Consider the following 18,561-nt stretch of genomic DNA (forward strand, 5'->3'; position numbering starts at 1 on the left):
TGATAATCAACCACGTGACAGCAGATATCACTGAATTAATAGTGAAATACCTTTGTCTTAGCACTCTATAAGGATCTCCGGATGTGTAACATACCTGTTTATTATAGAGCTAAGTACAACTTACAACCACCCAACAAACCAGTCCTGATGCTGTTGCCATAAGAGTTTAATCGCCATTGCCATCGACATGACAATGACGAGCGGACGAATCCACTTTTGCCCTTTCGTAATCACCACTTTCGCGCCCATTCTCGCCCCCAGAAATTGTCCAGCAGCCATGATCAGACCTACCTTCCAGACAGGGAGACCTGCAATGATAAAAAAGGTTAATGCTGAAATATTTGAAGTAAAATTCAGCACCTTAGTTCTGGCGGTTGCTTCAACAATAGAAAGTCCGCCAAGTGCAATAAAACATAACGTGAACAGGGAGCCGGTTCCCGGACCAAAAAAACCATCATAAAAACCGATACAAAATCCAACGGTTACTGAGAATATCATCTCAGACACCTTGGCTTCACCTGAAGTAGTCGATGGACAGCATAAGAAATACAAAGAAATACCAATCAGAAGCAGCGGAATTAAACTGGTTAATACTGTAGCATCAATCCGCTGAACCAATTCTGCTCCTGCAGCTGCATCACTGAACGTAAATATGATGGCGAGCCGGAGTTGCCTTAGTGACACCATGCCAGCACGAACAAAATAAAGACTCGCAGAAAAACTACCAAATGCTCCCTGTAATTTATTGGTAGCCAATGCCTGAGCCGGTGGTATACCCGCTGCTAATAACGCAGGTACGGTTAACAGACCACCACCACCCGCAATCGCATCAATAAATCCGGCTATTCCAGCAGCGAAAAAGAGTAACCCCAGAATTTCTATAGAAATATCCATGATGAGAATCCCTACTCATTGTTAATATCCCTGCGACTTTACAACCTGATTATTTATCGGTAAAACGATAAATATCGCCACTTAGGTCCCATATAATTGAGGCTAAAATGATCACCGAATTAAAGACTTTTCTCGCTGTTGCCAAATACAAAAGCTTTGCTAAAGCCGGTGAACATATCGGATTGAGCCAGTCAGCGGTGAGTGCTCAGATGCAGAGGCTGGAGCAGGCTCTTAGCAGAACATTGTTTGATAGAGGACCAAAGTCTATTTGGCTAAACGATGCAGGATGGCTGCTGATCCCTGAGGCAGAATCCATCATTCGGCAGTGGTCTAAAATAAGAGATGAATCGGTGAAAGACACCGGCACATTGAGGATCGGCTCCATACACTCCGTTCAGACGTCTTTTGTTACACCGGCTATCACCCGGTTTATTCACCAGTTTCCGCAGTGGAAAATACAGGTCATTCCGGATATATCCATTAGCTTACTGTCAAAAATAGAAGCGGGTGAGCTGGATGCCGCTATCTTAATCAAACCCAGCTTTGCCCTACCAGAACATCTGATCTGGAAATCGATATCCGAAGAACCCTTCTGCCTTATCGTTCCCGGAGAAACAGACTCAGAAGCATGGAAAAGCTATCTGCAGACCTTCCCTTTTATCCGATATTACAAAGGATCTTTTGGCGGAAGAATTGTGGATACCTTTTTAAATAAACACGATATTCCGGTTCAGGAAGTCATCGAAATCGATGACATTCAAAGTATGGTGGATTTGGTCAGACGCGGTCACGGTGTGGCTTTAGTCCCCTGGCCACATGACACACCGGAAGGATGTACATGCATATCACTCGGACAACTCACGTTCTACAGAGAAATCGGTATCGTTTTTCCCCGTCAGTCCCCCAAAAGAACGCATGTTGACTGTTTTGTCAGTTCAATAACCAATATAACCACAAGATTTAAACAGAGCAAATAATTACCGATATTCAGAAGGGGATTTGCTGGTAAAACGTTTGAACTTGGTACTGAAATAGTTGCTGTCTTTATAACCAATCTGAAAAGCGATGTCAGTGATAGAAAGATCGGAATAAAGCAGCAGATTCATTGCATTATTGATACGAACCCGGTGCACGTAGTTGTTAAATGACAGGTTAGTCATTTGCTTGATTCGTCGACTCAAGGTTCGGGAGGAGACATCAAACTGCTCCGCAATGGTGCTGGAGCATAATTCTTCCGCATAGTGGGTCTGGATCCAGTCAATGATCCGCAGCATACAGTTATCCACATCGTGCCCTGAAGCAGCAGATAAGCGCCCGCGTGACAACTCAATAACCAACTGCTGAAACAGAGCTTCAGTCATCAGATACGATTCCATGCTTTGTATACCGGATTCCTGCTCTATCTGTGCCAGTATACTATCCACCCGCTTCATTGAATCGGTGGAAATATACCAACTGCAGGGATCTTCCTGCTCCGTTGGCAGTACCTGCTTCAATAAAGGAGAATACGTCATCCGGTTTTTCTTAAACAGAATGTTAGTCAGGTGCAGATTATCAGCCTGCTCATAAAGATGCCTATCTTTCGGAGAAATATAACAAATATAGTTCTGAGCCAGATTAGTCGGAATGTCATTAACGATATGCTGCCCGGCACCTTTGGTCACAATGATCAACTCATGAAAATCATGGGTGTGTTCCGGATAATCCTGTTGCGGAGCACGAATCTCAGAACAGACCGTAGCGTCAGAACTTTTGAAAAACTCATCACAGGTTAAATGAAACATGGTTTTATTCCTTTTATCTTCAAGGAGAGATTATTGAAACAAACAGATAAAAACCGTGATGAAATCCGCAAATATAGCGATACAAACAGTGAAAACCAGCAAACGTGATCCTGCTTAAACATTCTTCTAGATAAAAATTTCAGGATAAAAAAAGAGGGAATCATCCCTCTTTTTTACTGTTCAGAATTGAATGTAAATACTCACTTACAGATAAGTTCTGAGATACTCAGACAAACACAGAATAGCCATTGCCTGTCCATACGGCATTGATGTTAATGGGATCTGCCGATAGTAATCCAGATCACTCCCCATTGCCGTTCCGAAAGACACATTGATCAGCTCACCCGATTCATTAATGAAATCACCAATCAAAGCATCGACAGCCTTATAAGCCATCTCTGCATACTCTTCACTGATATAACGTTTACGTACCGCTTTAAGAATACCGTAGGCAAAACCAGCCGTTGCAGATGCCTCAACATAAGAACTTTCGTCATCCAGCAAAGTGCACCATAAACCGCTTGGCTGCTGATATTTAGCCAGTGCTTCCACCTGGCGGTTTAAAATATGTACCAGATGACGGCGATAAGCATCGTGCTCCGGCAGATCCAAAAGCTCAAGAAAATCCGGGAGAACAATCGTCACCCAGCTATTACCGCGGGCCCAGCGGGCATCAGCAAAGTTATGCTTGCCATCAAATGTCCAGCCATGGAACCAGACTCCGGTTTCTCTGTCCATCAGGTACTGAATATGGGTCAGAAACTGGTATTTAGCTTCTTCCACATACTCAGGACGGTTCAGCAACAGACCAATTTTAGTTAGTGGCATCACACTCATCATCAGGGTGTCATCCCACATCTGTTCTGTATTTTCACTGTTATATACGATGTGCTGAATACCACCACTCTGGGTTTTAGGCATCTGATACATAACATAATCAGCCCAGGTTTCCAGATACGGGATCAGAGACTGATCTTTTGTCTCCTCATATCGATACGCCAGTGTCAGGAACGGACAGACGGTATTCACGTTCTTTGTCGCCTGCTCTTCCGCAAAACGGTCTTCAAACCACTCATCAATAATGTTGAGTACATTATGATCATTGGTCTGCTGATAATATTTGTACATGCCATACAGACCAATACCGTGGGTCCACTCCCAGCCAGCCCAGCCTTTAGTGTCAATGGTACGTCCGTCATCCAGATGCAGCAGGAATTCACCCGTCGTATCCTGAATATTAATCAGGTTATCGATCAGTTGGGTTATTTTATCCACGACAACACGGCGTGGGTGAGCACGCTCAACCCGGCGCAGTAACGGACTGTGTTTTACAGGAAATACTTTCATAACATCCTCGGAATTCGATTACATCACGCCAAGCAGTCTTGGCAAAAATAGGGTTAAATCAGGAATATAAGTAATAAGCAGCAATACAGAGATAATAGCCAGATAGAAAGGCATTAGCGGTTTCACCAGATGCTCAACCTGTACCTGCCCGACACTGGCTCCCACATACAGCCCGCTTCCGACCGGTGGAGTAATGGTACCTATAGCCAGGTTATAGACCATCAGGATGCCGAAATGCACTGGATCCACACCGACCTTCTGTACGATAGGCAGCAGAATCGGGGTGAAAATCAGGATCGCAGGGCCGATATCCATAAAGGCTCCCACCACCAGTAAGAAGATGGTGATCACCAGCATGATCATTTGCGGGCTTTCGGAGATGCCCAGAATCATCTTACTCAGTGCGGCTGGAATACCTGTCATCGACATCGCAAAAGACATTGCCGATGAGGTTGCCAGCAGGAACATGATCACACCTGTCATCACAAAGGTCTGGATAAGAATACGTGGGATATCAGACCATTTCAGCGTCTTATATAAAAACAGGGTAAGATACACAGTATAAACTACAGCAACCGCAGAAGCTTCAACCGCCGTAAAAATCCCCTGAACAATACCACCGACAATAATTACCACCAGCAGCAGGCTCGGAATAGCATCACGGGTTACCTGCAGAGCCATCCCTTTTTGCAGAGAGAAGAAGTTGGTGTAGTTATTGCGTTTCGCCACTACGTAAGTAACCAGCATACAACCAAAACCCCACAAGCTGCCGGCAATCAGTCCTCCGGCGAACAGAGCGGCAATTGAAGTACCTCCGCTGGCCAACGCATACAAAATAAATGCGGTTGTCGGCGGAATCAGCATCCCGGTAGGTGCAGAAGCAATATTTACTGCAGAAGCGAAGTTACGGTTATACCCTTCTTTGGCACTCATCGGGATCATTACCCCACCAATAGACGTTGAGGCCGCAATCGCTGAACCGGAAACGGCACCAAACATCATATTACCGGCAATATTGGTATAAGACAGAGAGCCAGGGATCCGGCCGGTAAACAGTTTGGCAAAATTCACCAAGCGTGTGGCAATACCGCCGTTATTCATGATCACTCCGGACAGAATAAAGAAAGGCACGGCCAACAGAGCAAAGCTGTCCAGACTGGAAAACATTTTTTGCGCTGTGGTAAACATAGCGATATCAAACGGCAGCACCAGCATAATGGTCGCACCGGAAGCGATAACAATACACAGCCCGATAGATGTTCCGGCTACCAATAGCAGGATAAAAATGCCGACCAGCATGCTGGCAGCGAAAATGGGATCAATCATACTGACCTCCTACCATATTGACGTCTTTATGTTTCATGGCACATATTTCTTTCACCATATCGGTGATATTCAACAGGGAATAGATAATAGTAATCACACCGGACAACGGCAGTGCGTAGTAAACCTTACCCATAGAGAGGTGTAGCACCGGGGAGATCTGCATCATGGCATTGGAAGAAACCTTCCATCCACCGATAATAAGAATGTAAACAGAAAAGAAAATGAACACGACCTGAATGGTAATATTCCAGTATTCAACCAACTGTGGCGGACACTTATTCAGGAACAGGGTCAGGCTGATATGTTCACGTTTACCGGCCACATAAGCCAGCCCGATAACGGACAGCCAAACCAGAGAGAAACGAAGAAATTCTTCAGAAAAGGTGCTGGGAGCATTGAAGACATAGCGGCTGATCACCTGCCAGCAAGCCACTAAAACCATAATGCCGATTAACCCACAGCAAAAGACTTCAATGACGGTATTCAGCCACTTGCGAATCGTGTTCATAATATCCTCGATATCACATAGAAATGGGAGAGGTTCCCCCCTCCCGGACAACAAAATTTATTGACTAACCTGACTGATTTTCTGATACAGCTGATAAACCTGTGGTTTACTTTTCAGATTGTCATAGATAGGTTGTACTGCTGCTTTGAACGGTGCTTTATCGATCTCATAGAACTCCACACCAAACTGAGAGCGGGCCATTTCGCGGGTCTTATCCATTTCCGCTTTCCATGCCTGTTTTTCAACCTGAACCGATTCATCGATCGCTTCCTGCAGCGCTTTCATCTGATCCGGAGTCAGTTTCTGTTTGGTCAGGTTACTCATCACCACTATATCCGGAATACGGGTATGCATATCGTAGGTATAATATTTAGCCACCTCACCATGACGCGCTATTGTCAGAGCGAATTCATTATTTTCTGCACCATCCAGAATGCCCTGTTGCAAAGAGGTGTAGACCTCGGCCTGACTCATCGCAATGGGTGATGCACCCAGCAGTTTCATTGTCTGAATAGAGGTATCACTTTGCATTACCCGGATTTTCTTGCCTTTTAGATCCGCCAGAGATTTCACCGGTCCTTCGGACATATAGAAATTACGTGCGCCAGAGTCATACCACGCCACGCCGGAGAATCCCTGCGCCGCTGTCGAACTATAGACGGTTTTCATCACTTCCGGGTTATCCATCACCTTGTAGAAGGTTTGCTCACTATCAAACAGGTAAGGCAGGGAGAACACACCATAAAGAGGAGAAAAACTTTCCAGCAGACCGGAAGACACTTTCGTAATATCAATCGCTCCGACCTGAGCCATTTCCACCAGCTCACGTTCACCGCCCAACTGACTGTCCGGGAAGTACTGAATTTTCACGTCACCATTGGTCTTTTTCTCAACCGCCTGACCGATATACTGCAGTGCGTCTTTAACTGGCTGACTGTTTTCGGCATAAGCTAATTTCAGAATGGTTTCCGCATAAGCCGTATTTGCTAAAGGTAACAGCAGAGCGGAAGCAACTAACCACTTTACTGAGCTAAGGGGTTTAGACATAAATCCTCCAACCATATATTTGCAATGTTTCTGTTATTGAATACTGACAATAATGTCAGTGGTCATGTTTGTAATCTTGAATTTTTCGACAGGGTTATACTGACACGAGCAGCAAACAGATACCTTTGCAATTTCGCCATTTCGCGGAGAAGTACGTCTGTTTTTTTATGCCAATACCGCAGAGACTCACAGTTTTGAAAAGTGGTTTTAAAAAGAAAATTTCACCGAACTAACAAGCAAACACGGAATCTCAGATACAAAAAAACCAGCCGAAGAGGCTGGTTCTGAACCGATCAATATAAGCGAACGCAACTTAATCCAGTAATGTCCGAACGTACTCAGCAATCTCGGGAACCTGACAGTTGCTGAAGAAACATTCCTGAAAACGGGCGCCTCCGACAGCCGTTTTTACCAAATCAGGGTCCAGCGCTTTCAGGGTATCCAGATAATTATCTTTTGCGACAGCCGCTTTAACCGTATTCAGGATTGCAGCATTACGCTGCTGAGGTTCCGCCCTTTCAATCGGGTAGCCCTGACCGCGTTCTCCGGTAAAGGCTTTCTCAAACATATAGCGCACGTTCAACTCTCCTGCCCAGCCAAAACCTTTAGCAAACGCCAGCGCCAGTGCATTACCATTGTTGATCTGATTAAACAGGAAAGCATCCGATGGTTCCAGACAGTAACCACACACAACGCCCGGATGCAGGTTCAGAGACATCATTGCCCCCTGTCCTGTACCACAACCAGCCACGACAAAATCAACCGCTTTTGAGTTCAGTAAAATGCTGGCCATAATCCCCAGATGGATATAGGTAAGATGATGATCATTCTCATCACTCATTCCTACATTAAAAACATCGTGTCCCAGAGGCCCGGCTACAACGTTCAGTTCATTCAGCACCATAGCGTTTTTAGCTGCCTGGCTATTTTCCATCATAAGTGCAATTTTCATAGTTCAGTTCTCCTGCGGCACAAGCCGCAATACGTTCAATTATGTACGATAATGGTCTCTGAATATCGGCTAGACCTGTTCCGGCGTACACACCTTCTTATCCCGCAGCAAACGAAAAATTGTGAAGGTATTCATACTCATCACTGTCATCTCCAGTAATGTTCCGCCAATCGAGCCCACCAGAATATTATTTGTCAGCCAGCAGGCTGCTCCGGCAAGAAAAGCAATTCGCATCGCGATCCCCTGCAGCATAAACATGGCATAAGTGCCTATCATGGTGCCCAGAATCGGCCACATATCCCACCAATGATCAGCCAGATAAATACCAGCCACAAAACCAAGGCTGATAAAGATTGCTGCGGCATACTTTGATGAGGTGTAGATGGAAGTCGCTGTCCTTGCCGCGGACAACCCGGCCGTACAGGCCGAGACCATTGAACCCAGTAAGACATAGTGAAGCAGATGGTTCAGATTAAAGATCAACATGATCACTTTAAGCCGCCGATCATCTTTCTGGTAAAACGTGGATATACCAAGCCCCAGACTGACAAAACCTAATAACTGCGCCAGAGACAAATCTGCAACCATCTTTTCATTATCCTTTTCAGGAACTAGCGGGCAAGCCAGCCCCCATCAACAGCAATGGTATAACCATTAATATAATCCGAAGCAGAAGATGACAGGAACACACAAGGCCCGGCAAGGTCTTCCGGATCCCCCCAGCGACCAGCAGGAATACGCTCCAGAATTTCTTTATTACGGGACTCATCCGCACGCAATGCCGCAGTGTTGTTCGTCGCCATATAGCCCGGGGCAATCGCGTTCACATTCACGTTATGCTTCGCCCACTCGTTAGCCATCAGGCGGGTAACACCCATTACACCACTTTTGGACGCCGTATAGGAAGGAACTCGGATCCCTCCCTGGAAAGACAGCATAGATGCTACGTTAATAATCTTACCGCCTTCACCCTGTGCAATAAACTGTTTTGCAACGGCCTGAGACATAAAGAACAGAGACTTAATATTGATGTTCATCACGTCGTCCCAATCCTGCTCAGAAAACTCGATAGCATCGGCACGGCGAATAATACCGGCATTGTTCACCAGAATATCAATCCGGCCAAACTCAGCCACTGCACGCTCGACGATGGAAGGGATATCATCCAGTTTCATCAGGTTGGCTCGAACATCCACAAACTTACGTCCTGTCTCAGCAATCTTTGCCATAGTGTCCGTTGGTTCAACAATATTAACGCCGACAATATCGCAACCGGCTTTCGCCAGTCCCAGCGCCATCCCCTGTCCCAGGCCGGTATCACAACCAGTGACGATTGCAACTTTGCCGTCCAGTTTAAATGCATCAAGAATCATAATCTTTTCCTTTGAAGAATCCGGTTAAGCATCAAAATGAACTCGCGTTTCATTTTGGTTGATTTATGATTAATCAAATGAAAAGACGTTTCAAATATTTTTTAAAAGATTATCGATAATTATTGACGATAGTCTTACTTTTAAAATAAACCAACACTCATAATGGATTATTTTTTAAAAAAACGTTTTATTTTTTTTAGTTGGATGTCTTATAGTATACCGTCGTGAAATGACCTCTCTCCCCACACACAGCTAACAGCTTAGCGATACAGGAAAAAATCTTTCCAATTAAGGTATTTTTGTGATGCCAAACGATTGCGCGAGCATTTTCCCTGTAAATTAGTTAGAATACGCGCCATCAAATCTTCTGCCACCGGCAGGTGAAAAGGTATTCTGCCAGCCGGTGTTACTACTAACTCTCTGTGAATTTGAGGAAAATGGAAGCATGACTAACGCTCGCCCAATTCGCCGCGCTCTAATCAGCGTATCAGACAAAACCGGAATCGTTGAGTTTGCACAAGCTCTTTCAGCCCGTGGGGTTGATATTCTATCCACTGGCGGTACGGCCCGCCTGCTGGCTGAAAAAGGTATTTCCGTAACTGAAGTTTCTGATTACACCGGATTCCCTGAAATGATGGATGGCCGCGTTAAAACCCTGCATCCCAAAGTTCACGGCGGTGTACTGGGTCGTCGAGGTCAGGATGATGCTGTCATGGAACAGCACGGTATCAGTCCTATCGATATGGTAGTGGTCAACCTGTACCCATTCGCAGCAACGGTTGCAAAAGCAGACTGCTCTCTGGAAGACGCGGTTGAAAACATCGATATCGGTGGCCCGACAATGGTTCGTTCTGCCGCGAAAAACCATAAAGATGTGACAATTGTGGTCAATGCTTCTGATTATGACCGTGTTATTGCTGAAATGGACGCTAACGACAAGTCTCTGACACTGGAAACTCGTTTTGACCTGGCTATCGCAGCATTCGAACACACTGCAGCTTACGACGGCATGATCGCGAACTACTTCGGTAAGATGGTTCCCAGCTACGGCGAAAACAAAGAAGGGGATGAAGAAAGCAAATTTCCGCGTACCTTCAACCAGCAATTCGAAAAGAAACAAGATATGCGCTACGGTGAAAACAGCCACCAAGCTGCCGCTTTCTATGTTGAAGCAAATCCGCAGGAAGCTTCTGTTTCAACAGCCAAACAGATTCAGGGCAAAGCACTCTCTTACAACAACATCGCAGATACCGATGCAGCACTTGAGTGTGTGAAAGAGTTTGCAGAGCCTGCATGTGTGATCGTTAAGCACGCCAACCCATGTGGCGTCGCACTGGGCAGCGATATCCTTGAAGCGTATAACCGCGCTCACAAAACTGATCCAACCTCAGCATTCGGCGGCATTATCGCATTCAACCGTGAACTGGATGCAGCTACAGCGCAAGCTATCGTTGACCGTCAGTTTGTTGAAGTGATCATCGCTCCTGCAGTTTCTGCTGAAGCCGTTGAAGTTGTTGCTGCGAAGAAAAACGTTCGCCTGCTGGAATGCGGTGAATGGGCAACCAAAACCACTGGCTTTGATATGAAGCGGGTTAACGGAGGTCTTCTGGTTCAGGATCGCGATCAGGGTATGGTAACTCTGGACGACCTGAAAGTGGTGACCAAACGTCAGCCAACAGAAGAAGAGCTGAAAGATGCCCTGTTCTGCTGGAAAGTTGCTAAGTTCGTGAAATCCAACGCTATCGTATACGCAAAAGGCGATATGACTATCGGTGTGGGTGCTGGCCAGATGAGCCGTGTTTATTCCGCTAAAATTGCTGGTATTAAAGCAGCAGATGAAGGTCTGGAAGTTGCAGGCAGCGTGATGGCATCTGATGCCTTCTTCCCGTTCCGCGATGGTATTGATGCAGCAGCAGAAGCCGGTATTAAATGCGTTATCCAGCCTGGCGGTTCAATGCGTGATCAGGAAGTGATCGACGCAGCCGATGAACACGGTATGGCAATGATCTTCACCGGCATGCGTCACTTCCGTCATTAATGGTTATTGAATGGCTTCTACTGCCAGGAGCCATTATTTTAATCCCTTTATAAAAAGGCTTTTTATCGCGTTAGAGCAGGCCATAAGGATTTAAACACATGAATGTATTAATTATCGGTGCAGGCGGTCGTGAACATGCGCTGGGCTGGAAAGTTGCACAAAACCCGAATGTAGGGACGGTTTATGTGGCTCCGGGCAACGCGGGTACCGCTCTGGAACCTAAACTGGAAAACGTGGCTATCGGTGTTGAAAATATCGATGCACTGGTCGCTTTTGCCAAAGAAAAGCACATTGAGCTGACTATTGTCGGCCCGGAAGCCCCTCTGGTCATCGGAGTGGTTGACGCCTTCCGTGAAGCTGGCCTGCCGATTTTCGGTCCAAGCAAAGCCGCTGCACAACTGGAAGGTTCAAAAGCGTTTACCAAAGATTTTCTGGCTCGCCACAACATCCCGACAGCCGCTTATGCCAACTTTACAGAGATTGAGCCCGCACTGGCATACGTTCGCCAACAGGGTGCACCTATCGTAGTTAAAGCAGATGGTCTCGCAGCAGGTAAAGGTGTTATCGTTGCAATGACACTGGAAGAAGCCGAAGACGCTATCAAAGATATGCTGGCAGGAAACGCTTTTGGCGCAGCCGGAAGCCGAGTGGTGGTTGAAGAATTTCTGCAGGGTGAAGAGGCCAGCTTTATTGTTATGGTTGATGGTGAAAACGTTTTGCCTATGGCTACCAGTCAGGATCATAAGCGTGTTGGCGACAAAGATACCGGCCCGAATACCGGCGGTATGGGAGCATACTCTCCCGCACCGGTTGTCACTGCAGATATCCATAAGCGTATTATGGATGAAGTGATCTACCCGACGGTACGTGGTATGGAAGCAGAAGGTCACCCGTATACAGGGTTCCTGTATGCTGGTCTGATGATCGATACTGACGGCACACCAAAAGTTATCGAATACAACTGCCGTTTCGGTGATCCGGAAACTCAACCTATCATGATGCGTATGGAATCTGATCTGGTTGAACTATGCTTAGCGGCTATCGATGAGAAGCTGGATCAATGTGAATCTAAGTGGGATCCTCGCGCTTCCATCGGCATCGTTCTGGCTGCAGGTGGTTACCCGGCTGATTATGCAAAAGGTGACGTGATTTCTGGCCTGCCAACAGAAGAAACGGAAGGTGAAAAAGTCTTCCACGCCGGAACTGCGGAAAAAAACGGTAATGTAGTGACCAATGGTGGACGGGTACTGTGTGCAACAGCTCTGGGAAATACCGTATCAGAAGCACAGGAACGCGCTTATAAGCTGGCGAAACAAATCAGCTGGAACGGCATGTTCTACCGCAACGATATCGGCTACCGTGCGATCGCCCGCGAACAAACCAAGTAATAAAAAAACAACCTCAGTGTGGCAGTTCAGTGCCGGTACTTTGTACCGGCATTTTTTCGTTTCCGGTATCACCGCTATGCCGTGATTCTGACAACCTCTTTGCTTAACGATGAGGATGCGGCATTACTCTTCTATTAATAACGGACGTTCAATACAGTCAAAACTGTCTTCTTCCAGTAGCAACAGATCCTCAACCGACAGTTTGCCACTACGGATATAACCCAGGATAGCTACATAGCTGTCTACAGAAGCAAGACGTTTAATCACAAAAGACGGCAGGATCTGGTTGAACTCAAACTGTGAATATTCCTGACCAGAGCAGGTTTCAAACATTTCGCCATCCCACTCTCCCTGAAACAGGCGTAATCCCTGTTTGTGCTGGTCTTCTGCAATCCTAATCACGGACGTGGCTTCGTTCTGGTATGCCACAATCTGCTCAGAAGTAAGCGGAAGGATCTTTCCATCAATCTGATATTGCTGATAAACCGCTTCACCAGACTGACTGAAACGCAGGTGTAACCGAAAATCAGCCAGCTTTTGCTCGCTGTTCAGTGTTTTCCCCTCTCGCACCATTTCACGCAGGGTATTCTCTTGCCAGCGGTAATCAGACTGATACCAGCCATAACGTCCAGAAAGTACATAATCGGCTGATGAATAAGGATGTTCCATGTATTCTGTGTACCAGTAAAAGCTGGTTGTCTCACCAACTGACTGGCCACCGGTCATGGTTTGAAATTGTTCAGACTGTTCTACCCGAGCTCCGGATGAACATCCCAGCAACAACAGGGTAAACAGAAAAGAAATGATCCATTGCATAAAATTACACCGGGTGAAGGATAGTACACCCGGTATAGTTTAGATTACTTCACTGAATCTTTCAGTGCTTTACCTGCCACAAACGCAGGTACATTTGCTGCAGCAATCTGAATTTCTTCACCAGTCTTAGGATTACGACCGGTACGTGCAGCACGGTGGTTTACTTTGAATGTGCCAAAACCAATTAGTTGAACCTGGTCACCCTCTTTCAGTGTGTCTGTCACACTATCCAGAGTAGCTTCAAGAGCGGCTTTAGCCTGAGCCTTGGAAAGATCCGCTTTCTCAGCGATAAAGTCGATTAATTGGGTCTTGTTCATTAGGTTTCCCTTCTTATCTGTTATCGAAATCTAAGCCACTGTAATGCATAACCCCCCCGTATGGCAAAGGTTTGTCTGTGAACTTTTCCTTTAACGACGCAGAATTAGACGGATTCTGAGCAATAACTCACAATTTGATTCAGATTTATCCACCAGAATCATAGTAAATCGTCATCCGATAACGGCAGAATGCATGACCATAAGAGATTAAGCTATCAATAATATTCAGTTTTTACTCAAAAAAAGGCACCGACGTATCTATGGGACTTCTTATTCTTTTTATCTTACTGGCCATCGGAGTATCCTTTATTTGCTCAGTTCTGGAAGCCGTTTTACTCAGCCTGACCCCAAGCTATCTGGCTCAGATACGTCAGGAGCAGCATCCGTCAGCCAAACGGTTATCCCGATTTAAAGCCAATATTGACCGGCCACTTGCCTCTATCCTGACGTTAAATACTATCGCTCATACCATAGGTGCGGCCGGTGCAGGGGCTCAGGCCGCCAATGTATTCGGCAACCAATGGCTAGGGCTGTTTTCCGCACTGCTGACACTCGCTATTTTGCTGCTGTCAGAAATCGTCCCAAAAACCATCGGAGCGACCTATTGGCGTCAGTTAGCACCGATAACGGCACAGATCCTGAGTATTATGGTGTGGGCGCTCAAGCCTTTCGTCTGGATATCAGAGCAGATCACCAAACGACTGGCTCACAATATTCATCCGGTGACTATCCGTGACGAACTGTCTGCCATGGCGATTCTGGCCTGGGAAAAAGGTGAAATTGCTGAAGGAGAATCGAAAATTCTGAATAATCTGCTGGCCATAGACAATGTCCCGGTGACACAAGTGATGACGCCCCGCCCCGTTGTATTCCGTATAGAAGCAGAAATGACTATTAATCATTTTCTGGCAACCTATAAAGACATTCCTTTTTCCCGGCCACTGGTTTACAGCCAGCAAAAAGATAATATCCTCGGCTTTGTTCACCGTCTGGAACTGTTCAAGCTACAACAGAATGGGCTGGGAGAAAAACAACTGGGAGCAGTAATGCGACCAATCCATGTATTGATGAACAGCCTGACGCTGCCCAGAGCCTTTGAACATATGTTAAAAAACCGCCAGCAGCTGGTGATGATCGTGGATGAATACGGAACTGTTTTGGGCATTGTGACACTGGAAGATATCTTTGAGCATCTGCTGGGCGAGGAAATTGTCGATGAAGCAGACAATACCACAGATATGCAGCAGTTGGCCTTTGAGCGCTGGGAACTATGGAAACAGACCCACGATGTCCGGGAAAGCCGGGATGAAGAATAGGCTTTCCTAAGAATAGAAGAAAGCCTACTCAGAATCAGAGACTGATACCAATATTACTGACCCCTTCTTCCCGTAATTCATTACGCAGATCTTTAATCAACTCGATATCACGCTCTGTTGCTTCCCGCAGTGGACGGAAGATAGCCCATTGCACATCCCATTCTTCACAGACAGCTTCGTTTTCTTTCTGATTATCGTTGGTGATCGAATCGGCTCCTTGAGCTTCTTCCAACTGTACCACGGTTTCAACAGACTGCTGGCTAAGCTTAAGCATATTGTCAAACAAGTAATCTCTGTCCAGCAAACCATGCAGCAACGTGGATAGCCCGACACAGGCATCAATAGCCGGATATACCGCATAGAATTCAAAATCGTCTGCGGACGGAATAAGCTCTTCCAGCTTCTCCAGTTGGCGTTCAAAATTCACTTTGGCATTTTTTACCGTCAGCAGTTCCCATACACTATCGAGAATATCTCTGAACACTCTTGATTCGGCAAATTCAGTATTCTGACAAAACAGAGCATAATTGGGATACATGCGCTCACACAGGCATGCCATAAACGTAATTTGTTGCCACGGCTCAAATTTCTCCAGGCGAACTTGCAGCGGATTCTGTAACATAGATACTCAATGGTTGCGGAATGGAATTAACAGCGGAAGTGTACTTGATCCTCAGGAGGGAAAAAAGCAAGCATATGAATAATTCTACGAATAAACTGAAAATACTGACTCAACTGGCTCAGACCGATAAACTTTATTCTAAGCTATTTGAAGACGCCTCTTTACCAGGCCTGGAACTCACCGATAACCACGCAGAAGCGAACATCATCCTTGCGGCTCCTCCGGTATTAGCAGCATGTCTGAATGAGTTTCCACATCTGGACTGGGTTCAGTCCATCTATGCCGGGGTTGATTCACTCATGGCTCCGGACTTACGACAGGATTACCAGCTCACAAATGTAAAAGGCATTTTCGGACAGCAGATTTCTGAGTATGTACTGGGTTATATCATCCAGCACTTTCGTCATCTGAACATTTACCGGGATCAGCAGCAAGATAAACTGTGGAAGCCCCATTTCTATCAGACACTAGCAGGAAAAAAACTGTTGATACTCGGTACTGGTGCACTGGGAAACTATATGGCCAGAACTGCGGCAGCGTTTCATCTGCAGACTATCGGTATCAACAGAACCGGTATTCCGCCTAAAGACAGTGCTTTTAATGAAGTGGTACACAGCGAACAGGTACATACGTACTTACCGGAAGCTGACATTGTAGTTTCCACTCTGCCGGCGACACCAGAAACTGAAAATATGTTTAATGCTGATTTCTTTTCTGCCTGTCAGCAGGTTCTGTTTTTTAATGTCGGCAGAGGCAATTCCGTTGATACCTCGGCTCTGCTTGATGCGCTGGATCAAGATCAAGTAGAGCATGCCTTTCTGGATGTCTTTATCAATGAGCCTATCTCTCAGCAGTGTCCTTACTGGCATCATCCTAAAGTTACCGTCACCCCGCATATTGCTGCCTATAGCTTTCCGGAACAGGTATTTGAAATATTTAAAGACAATTACCTGCGCTGGCACGATGGTTTTCAACTGCAATATCAGGTGGATTTCAGTAAGGGTTACTGATGCTTGATGCGTTACTGACACAAATAAGAGCCTGTACCCTCTGTGAGCCGGCTCTGCCTTTGGGGGCCAATCCCGTGATTCAGGCCAGTCCGATGGCTCGGCTGATGATCATCGGGCAAGCTCCGGGAACCCGGGTACATCATACATCGCTGCCTTGGAATGACCCCAGCGGCGACCGTCTAAGAAACTGGCTGAAGCTGGATCGTGATACGTTTTATGATCCAGCTCAGATAGCCATTATGCCGATGGGACTCTGTTACCCAGGGAGAGGAAAAAACGGTGACCTTCCTCCCCGTAAAGAATGTGCCCCACAATGGCACCAGAAAGTCTGGGATGAACTGCCGAATATAGGTATGACTCTGCTAATCGGTCAATACGCCCAGAACTATTATCTTAAAGACAAGCCTAAGACGCTGACGGAAACCGTACACAACTGGGAACAGTGGGCTCCTGAGTTTATCCCGCTACCCCATCCTTCACCCAGAAATACCTTATGGCTGAAGAACAACCCTTGGTTTGAAGAAGAGGTTGTGGCGTATATACGGGAATATGTGCATGGATGTCTGGGTATAAGCAGAGACTAGACACTCGTCATCCCTGCGAAAGCAGGGATCTGCCAGCCCATGGCCGGTTGCATTTATTAGATTCCCGCCTAAACGGGAATGAAGAAAGGTTTGAGTGTTTGTTTCTGGAGGTAAATCCAGTCTCTTTTACTAGTGATACGGCTTCGACAATTCATGTACTGCGTCAACGAATACACCGGCATTCTCAGGCGGAACATCCGGATGAATGCCGTGCCCAAGGTTAAATACGTGGCCACTTCCGTCACCAAAGCCTTCCAGTATATTGGCCACTTCCTGCCGAATACGTTCTGGGCGGGCATACAACATTGACGGATCCATGTTCCCCTGCAAAGCAACTTTATCACCAATTCGACGCTTCGCATCAGCGATATCAATGGTCCAGTCCAGACCAACACCATCACAGCCTGTCGCAGCAATCTGCTCCAGCCACATGCCGCCATTTTTGGTAAACAGCGTTACCGGCACCCGGCGGCCTTCATTTTCCCGGAGTAATCCATCCACAATTTTGTGCATATACTGCAAAGAAAAATCGTTATAGTCTCGAGGGGTCAGCACACCACCCCAGGTATCAAACAGCATCACTGACTGAGCCCCCGCTTTGATCTGCCCGTTCAGGTAAGCAATCACACTCTCTGCCAGTTTATCCAGCAACAGATGCAGGGTCTGAGGGTCCGCATACATCATTTGCTTGATCTTAGTGAACGCTTTTGAGCTTCCGCCTTCCACCATATAGGTCGCCAGCGTCCACGGGCTGCCGGAAAAACCGATCAAAGGCACTTCACCTTCAAGATCCTTCCTGATCTGGCGCACAGCATTCATTACGTACTGCAACTCCCCTTCCGGATCCGGTATACCTATGCTGTCGACATCCGCTCTACAGGTAACAGGACGCTCAAATTTAGGCCCTTCTCCAGTCACAAAATACAGACCGAGCCCCATAGCATCCGGAATAGTTAAGATATCTGAAAACAGGATTGCGGCATCCAGAGGAAAGCGGCGCAGCGGCTGAAGCGTCACTTCGGATGCCAGCTCAGCACTGCGGCATAACCCCATAAAATCTCCCGCCTTAGCTCGGGTTTCCCGATATTCCGGAAGATACCGTCCGGCCTGACGCATCATCCATACGGGTGTATAGTCAACAGATTGTTTGAGCAAGGCGCGCAGATAGTTATCATTTTTTAATTCTGCCATTATTATTTCCTGATTTTTACTTTCTCTGGTTCTGGCAGTATAACACCC

19 protein-coding genes are annotated in these 18,561 nt (G+C 46.4%); 6 read left to right on the forward strand and 13 right to left on the reverse strand.

The window, feature by feature from the left end; all coding sequences use genetic code 11:
- Positions 1–120: 120 nt before the first annotated feature.
- A complete protein-coding gene (locus tag CSW98_RS13890) occupies positions 121–894 on the reverse strand; it encodes a TSUP family transporter (RefSeq protein WP_100801075.1) in 774 nt (257 codons plus the stop codon).
- A gap of 107 nt (positions 895–1,001) precedes the next feature.
- On the opposite strand from CSW98_RS13890, the gene CSW98_RS13895 reads away from it, so the two are divergent.
- Positions 1,002–1,871, forward strand: a complete 870-nt coding sequence (locus CSW98_RS13895) for a LysR family transcriptional regulator (RefSeq protein ID WP_100801076.1) — start codon at positions 1,002–1,004, stop codon at positions 1,869–1,871.
- Here the strand turns inward: CSW98_RS13895 and CSW98_RS13900 are convergent, their stop codons facing one another.
- The 8 genes from CSW98_RS13900 to kduD all read right to left on the reverse strand — a co-directional run bounded on the left by CSW98_RS13900 (position 1,872) and on the right by kduD (position 9,231).
- Positions 1,872–2,678, reverse strand: coding sequence for a helix-turn-helix domain-containing protein (locus CSW98_RS13900; RefSeq protein ID WP_100801077.1), 807 nt, complete (start codon positions 2,676–2,678; stop codon positions 1,872–1,874).
- Positions 2,679–2,882: 204 nt separating this feature from the next.
- On the reverse strand, positions 2,883–4,025 hold the full coding sequence (gene bglB, locus CSW98_RS13905; protein WP_100801078.1) for a beta-galactosidase BglB: 1,143 nt from the start codon (positions 4,023–4,025) through the stop codon (positions 2,883–2,885).
- A gap of 18 nt (positions 4,026–4,043) precedes the next feature.
- Positions 4,044–5,351, reverse strand: a complete 1,308-nt coding sequence (locus tag CSW98_RS13910) for a TRAP transporter large permease (protein WP_100801079.1) — start codon at positions 5,349–5,351, stop codon at positions 4,044–4,046.
- Positions 5,344–5,859 carry a TRAP transporter small permease gene (locus tag CSW98_RS13915; protein ID WP_100801080.1) on the reverse strand — a complete coding sequence of 172 codons (516 nt, stop codon included), beginning with the start codon at positions 5,857–5,859 and terminating at the stop codon, positions 5,344–5,346. The genes CSW98_RS13910 and CSW98_RS13915 overlap by 8 nt, the downstream gene beginning before the upstream one ends.
- A gap of 57 nt (positions 5,860–5,916) precedes the next feature.
- Positions 5,917–6,906, reverse strand: a complete 990-nt coding sequence (locus CSW98_RS13920; RefSeq protein ID WP_100801134.1) for a TRAP transporter substrate-binding protein — start codon at positions 6,904–6,906, stop codon at positions 5,917–5,919.
- Between the two features lie 313 nt (positions 6,907–7,219).
- A complete protein-coding gene (locus CSW98_RS13925; protein ID WP_100801081.1) occupies positions 7,220–7,858 on the reverse strand; it encodes an RpiB/LacA/LacB family sugar-phosphate isomerase in 639 nt (212 codons plus the stop codon).
- Positions 7,859–7,927: 69 nt separating this feature from the next.
- Positions 7,928–8,446 (reverse strand): YgjV family protein, encoded by a 519-nt coding sequence (locus tag CSW98_RS13930; RefSeq protein WP_100801082.1) that lies wholly within the window; start codon positions 8,444–8,446, stop codon positions 7,928–7,930.
- A gap of 23 nt (positions 8,447–8,469) precedes the next feature.
- A complete protein-coding gene (gene kduD, locus CSW98_RS13935; RefSeq protein WP_100801083.1) occupies positions 8,470–9,231 on the reverse strand; it encodes a 2-dehydro-3-deoxy-D-gluconate 5-dehydrogenase KduD in 762 nt (253 codons plus the stop codon).
- A gap of 445 nt (positions 9,232–9,676) precedes the next feature.
- On the opposite strand from kduD, the gene purH reads away from it, so the two are divergent.
- Both purH and purD read left to right on the forward strand, forming a co-directional pair.
- A complete protein-coding gene (purH, locus tag CSW98_RS13940) occupies positions 9,677–11,269 on the forward strand; it encodes a bifunctional phosphoribosylaminoimidazolecarboxamide formyltransferase/IMP cyclohydrolase (RefSeq protein ID WP_100801135.1) in 1,593 nt (530 codons plus the stop codon).
- 98 nt (positions 11,270–11,367) lie between these two features.
- Positions 11,368–12,657: a phosphoribosylamine--glycine ligase gene (gene purD, locus CSW98_RS13945; protein ID WP_100801084.1), complete on the forward strand. Its 1,290-nt coding sequence runs from the start codon at positions 11,368–11,370 to the stop codon at positions 12,655–12,657.
- Between the two features lie 123 nt (positions 12,658–12,780).
- Here the strand turns inward: purD and CSW98_RS13950 are convergent, their stop codons facing one another.
- Together CSW98_RS13950 and hupA are read right to left on the reverse strand one after the other, a co-directional pair.
- Positions 12,781–13,473 carry a DUF1481 domain-containing protein gene (locus tag CSW98_RS13950; protein WP_100801085.1) on the reverse strand — a complete coding sequence of 231 codons (693 nt, stop codon included), beginning with the start codon at positions 13,471–13,473 and terminating at the stop codon, positions 12,781–12,783.
- A gap of 44 nt (positions 13,474–13,517) precedes the next feature.
- Positions 13,518–13,790 (reverse strand): nucleoid-associated protein HU-alpha, encoded by a 273-nt coding sequence (hupA, locus tag CSW98_RS13955; protein WP_100801086.1) that lies wholly within the window; start codon positions 13,788–13,790, stop codon positions 13,518–13,520.
- 260 nt (positions 13,791–14,050) lie between these two features.
- On the opposite strand from hupA, the gene CSW98_RS13960 reads away from it, so the two are divergent.
- Entirely contained in the window at positions 14,051–15,106 is a 1,056-nt protein-coding gene (locus CSW98_RS13960; protein ID WP_100801087.1) for a CNNM domain-containing protein, read from the forward strand.
- Between the two features lie 34 nt (positions 15,107–15,140).
- Here the strand turns inward: CSW98_RS13960 and CSW98_RS13965 are convergent, their stop codons facing one another.
- Positions 15,141–15,728, reverse strand: coding sequence for a YjaG family protein (locus CSW98_RS13965; protein ID WP_100801088.1), 588 nt, complete (start codon positions 15,726–15,728; stop codon positions 15,141–15,143).
- Between the two features lie 74 nt (positions 15,729–15,802).
- Between CSW98_RS13965 and CSW98_RS13970 the strand changes: the two genes are divergently transcribed.
- Positions 15,803–16,738, forward strand: coding sequence for a D-2-hydroxyacid dehydrogenase (locus CSW98_RS13970; RefSeq protein WP_100801089.1), 936 nt, complete (start codon positions 15,803–15,805; stop codon positions 16,736–16,738).
- Positions 16,738–17,322, forward strand: coding sequence for a uracil-DNA glycosylase family protein (locus CSW98_RS13975; protein WP_100801090.1), 585 nt, complete (start codon positions 16,738–16,740; stop codon positions 17,320–17,322). Before CSW98_RS13970 ends, CSW98_RS13975 begins: the two co-directional genes overlap by 1 nt.
- Before the next feature lie 129 nt (positions 17,323–17,451).
- Here CSW98_RS13975 and hemE read toward each other — a convergent pair whose 3' ends face one another.
- Positions 17,452–18,513: a uroporphyrinogen decarboxylase gene (hemE, locus tag CSW98_RS13980; RefSeq protein ID WP_100801091.1), complete on the reverse strand. Its 1,062-nt coding sequence runs from the start codon at positions 18,511–18,513 to the stop codon at positions 17,452–17,454.
- Between the last annotated feature and the right edge of the window lie 48 nt (positions 18,514–18,561).

It is taken from the genome of Vibrio sp. HA2012, from assembly GCF_002812955.1.
Lineage (GTDB): Bacteria > Pseudomonadota > Gammaproteobacteria > Enterobacterales > Vibrionaceae > Vibrio.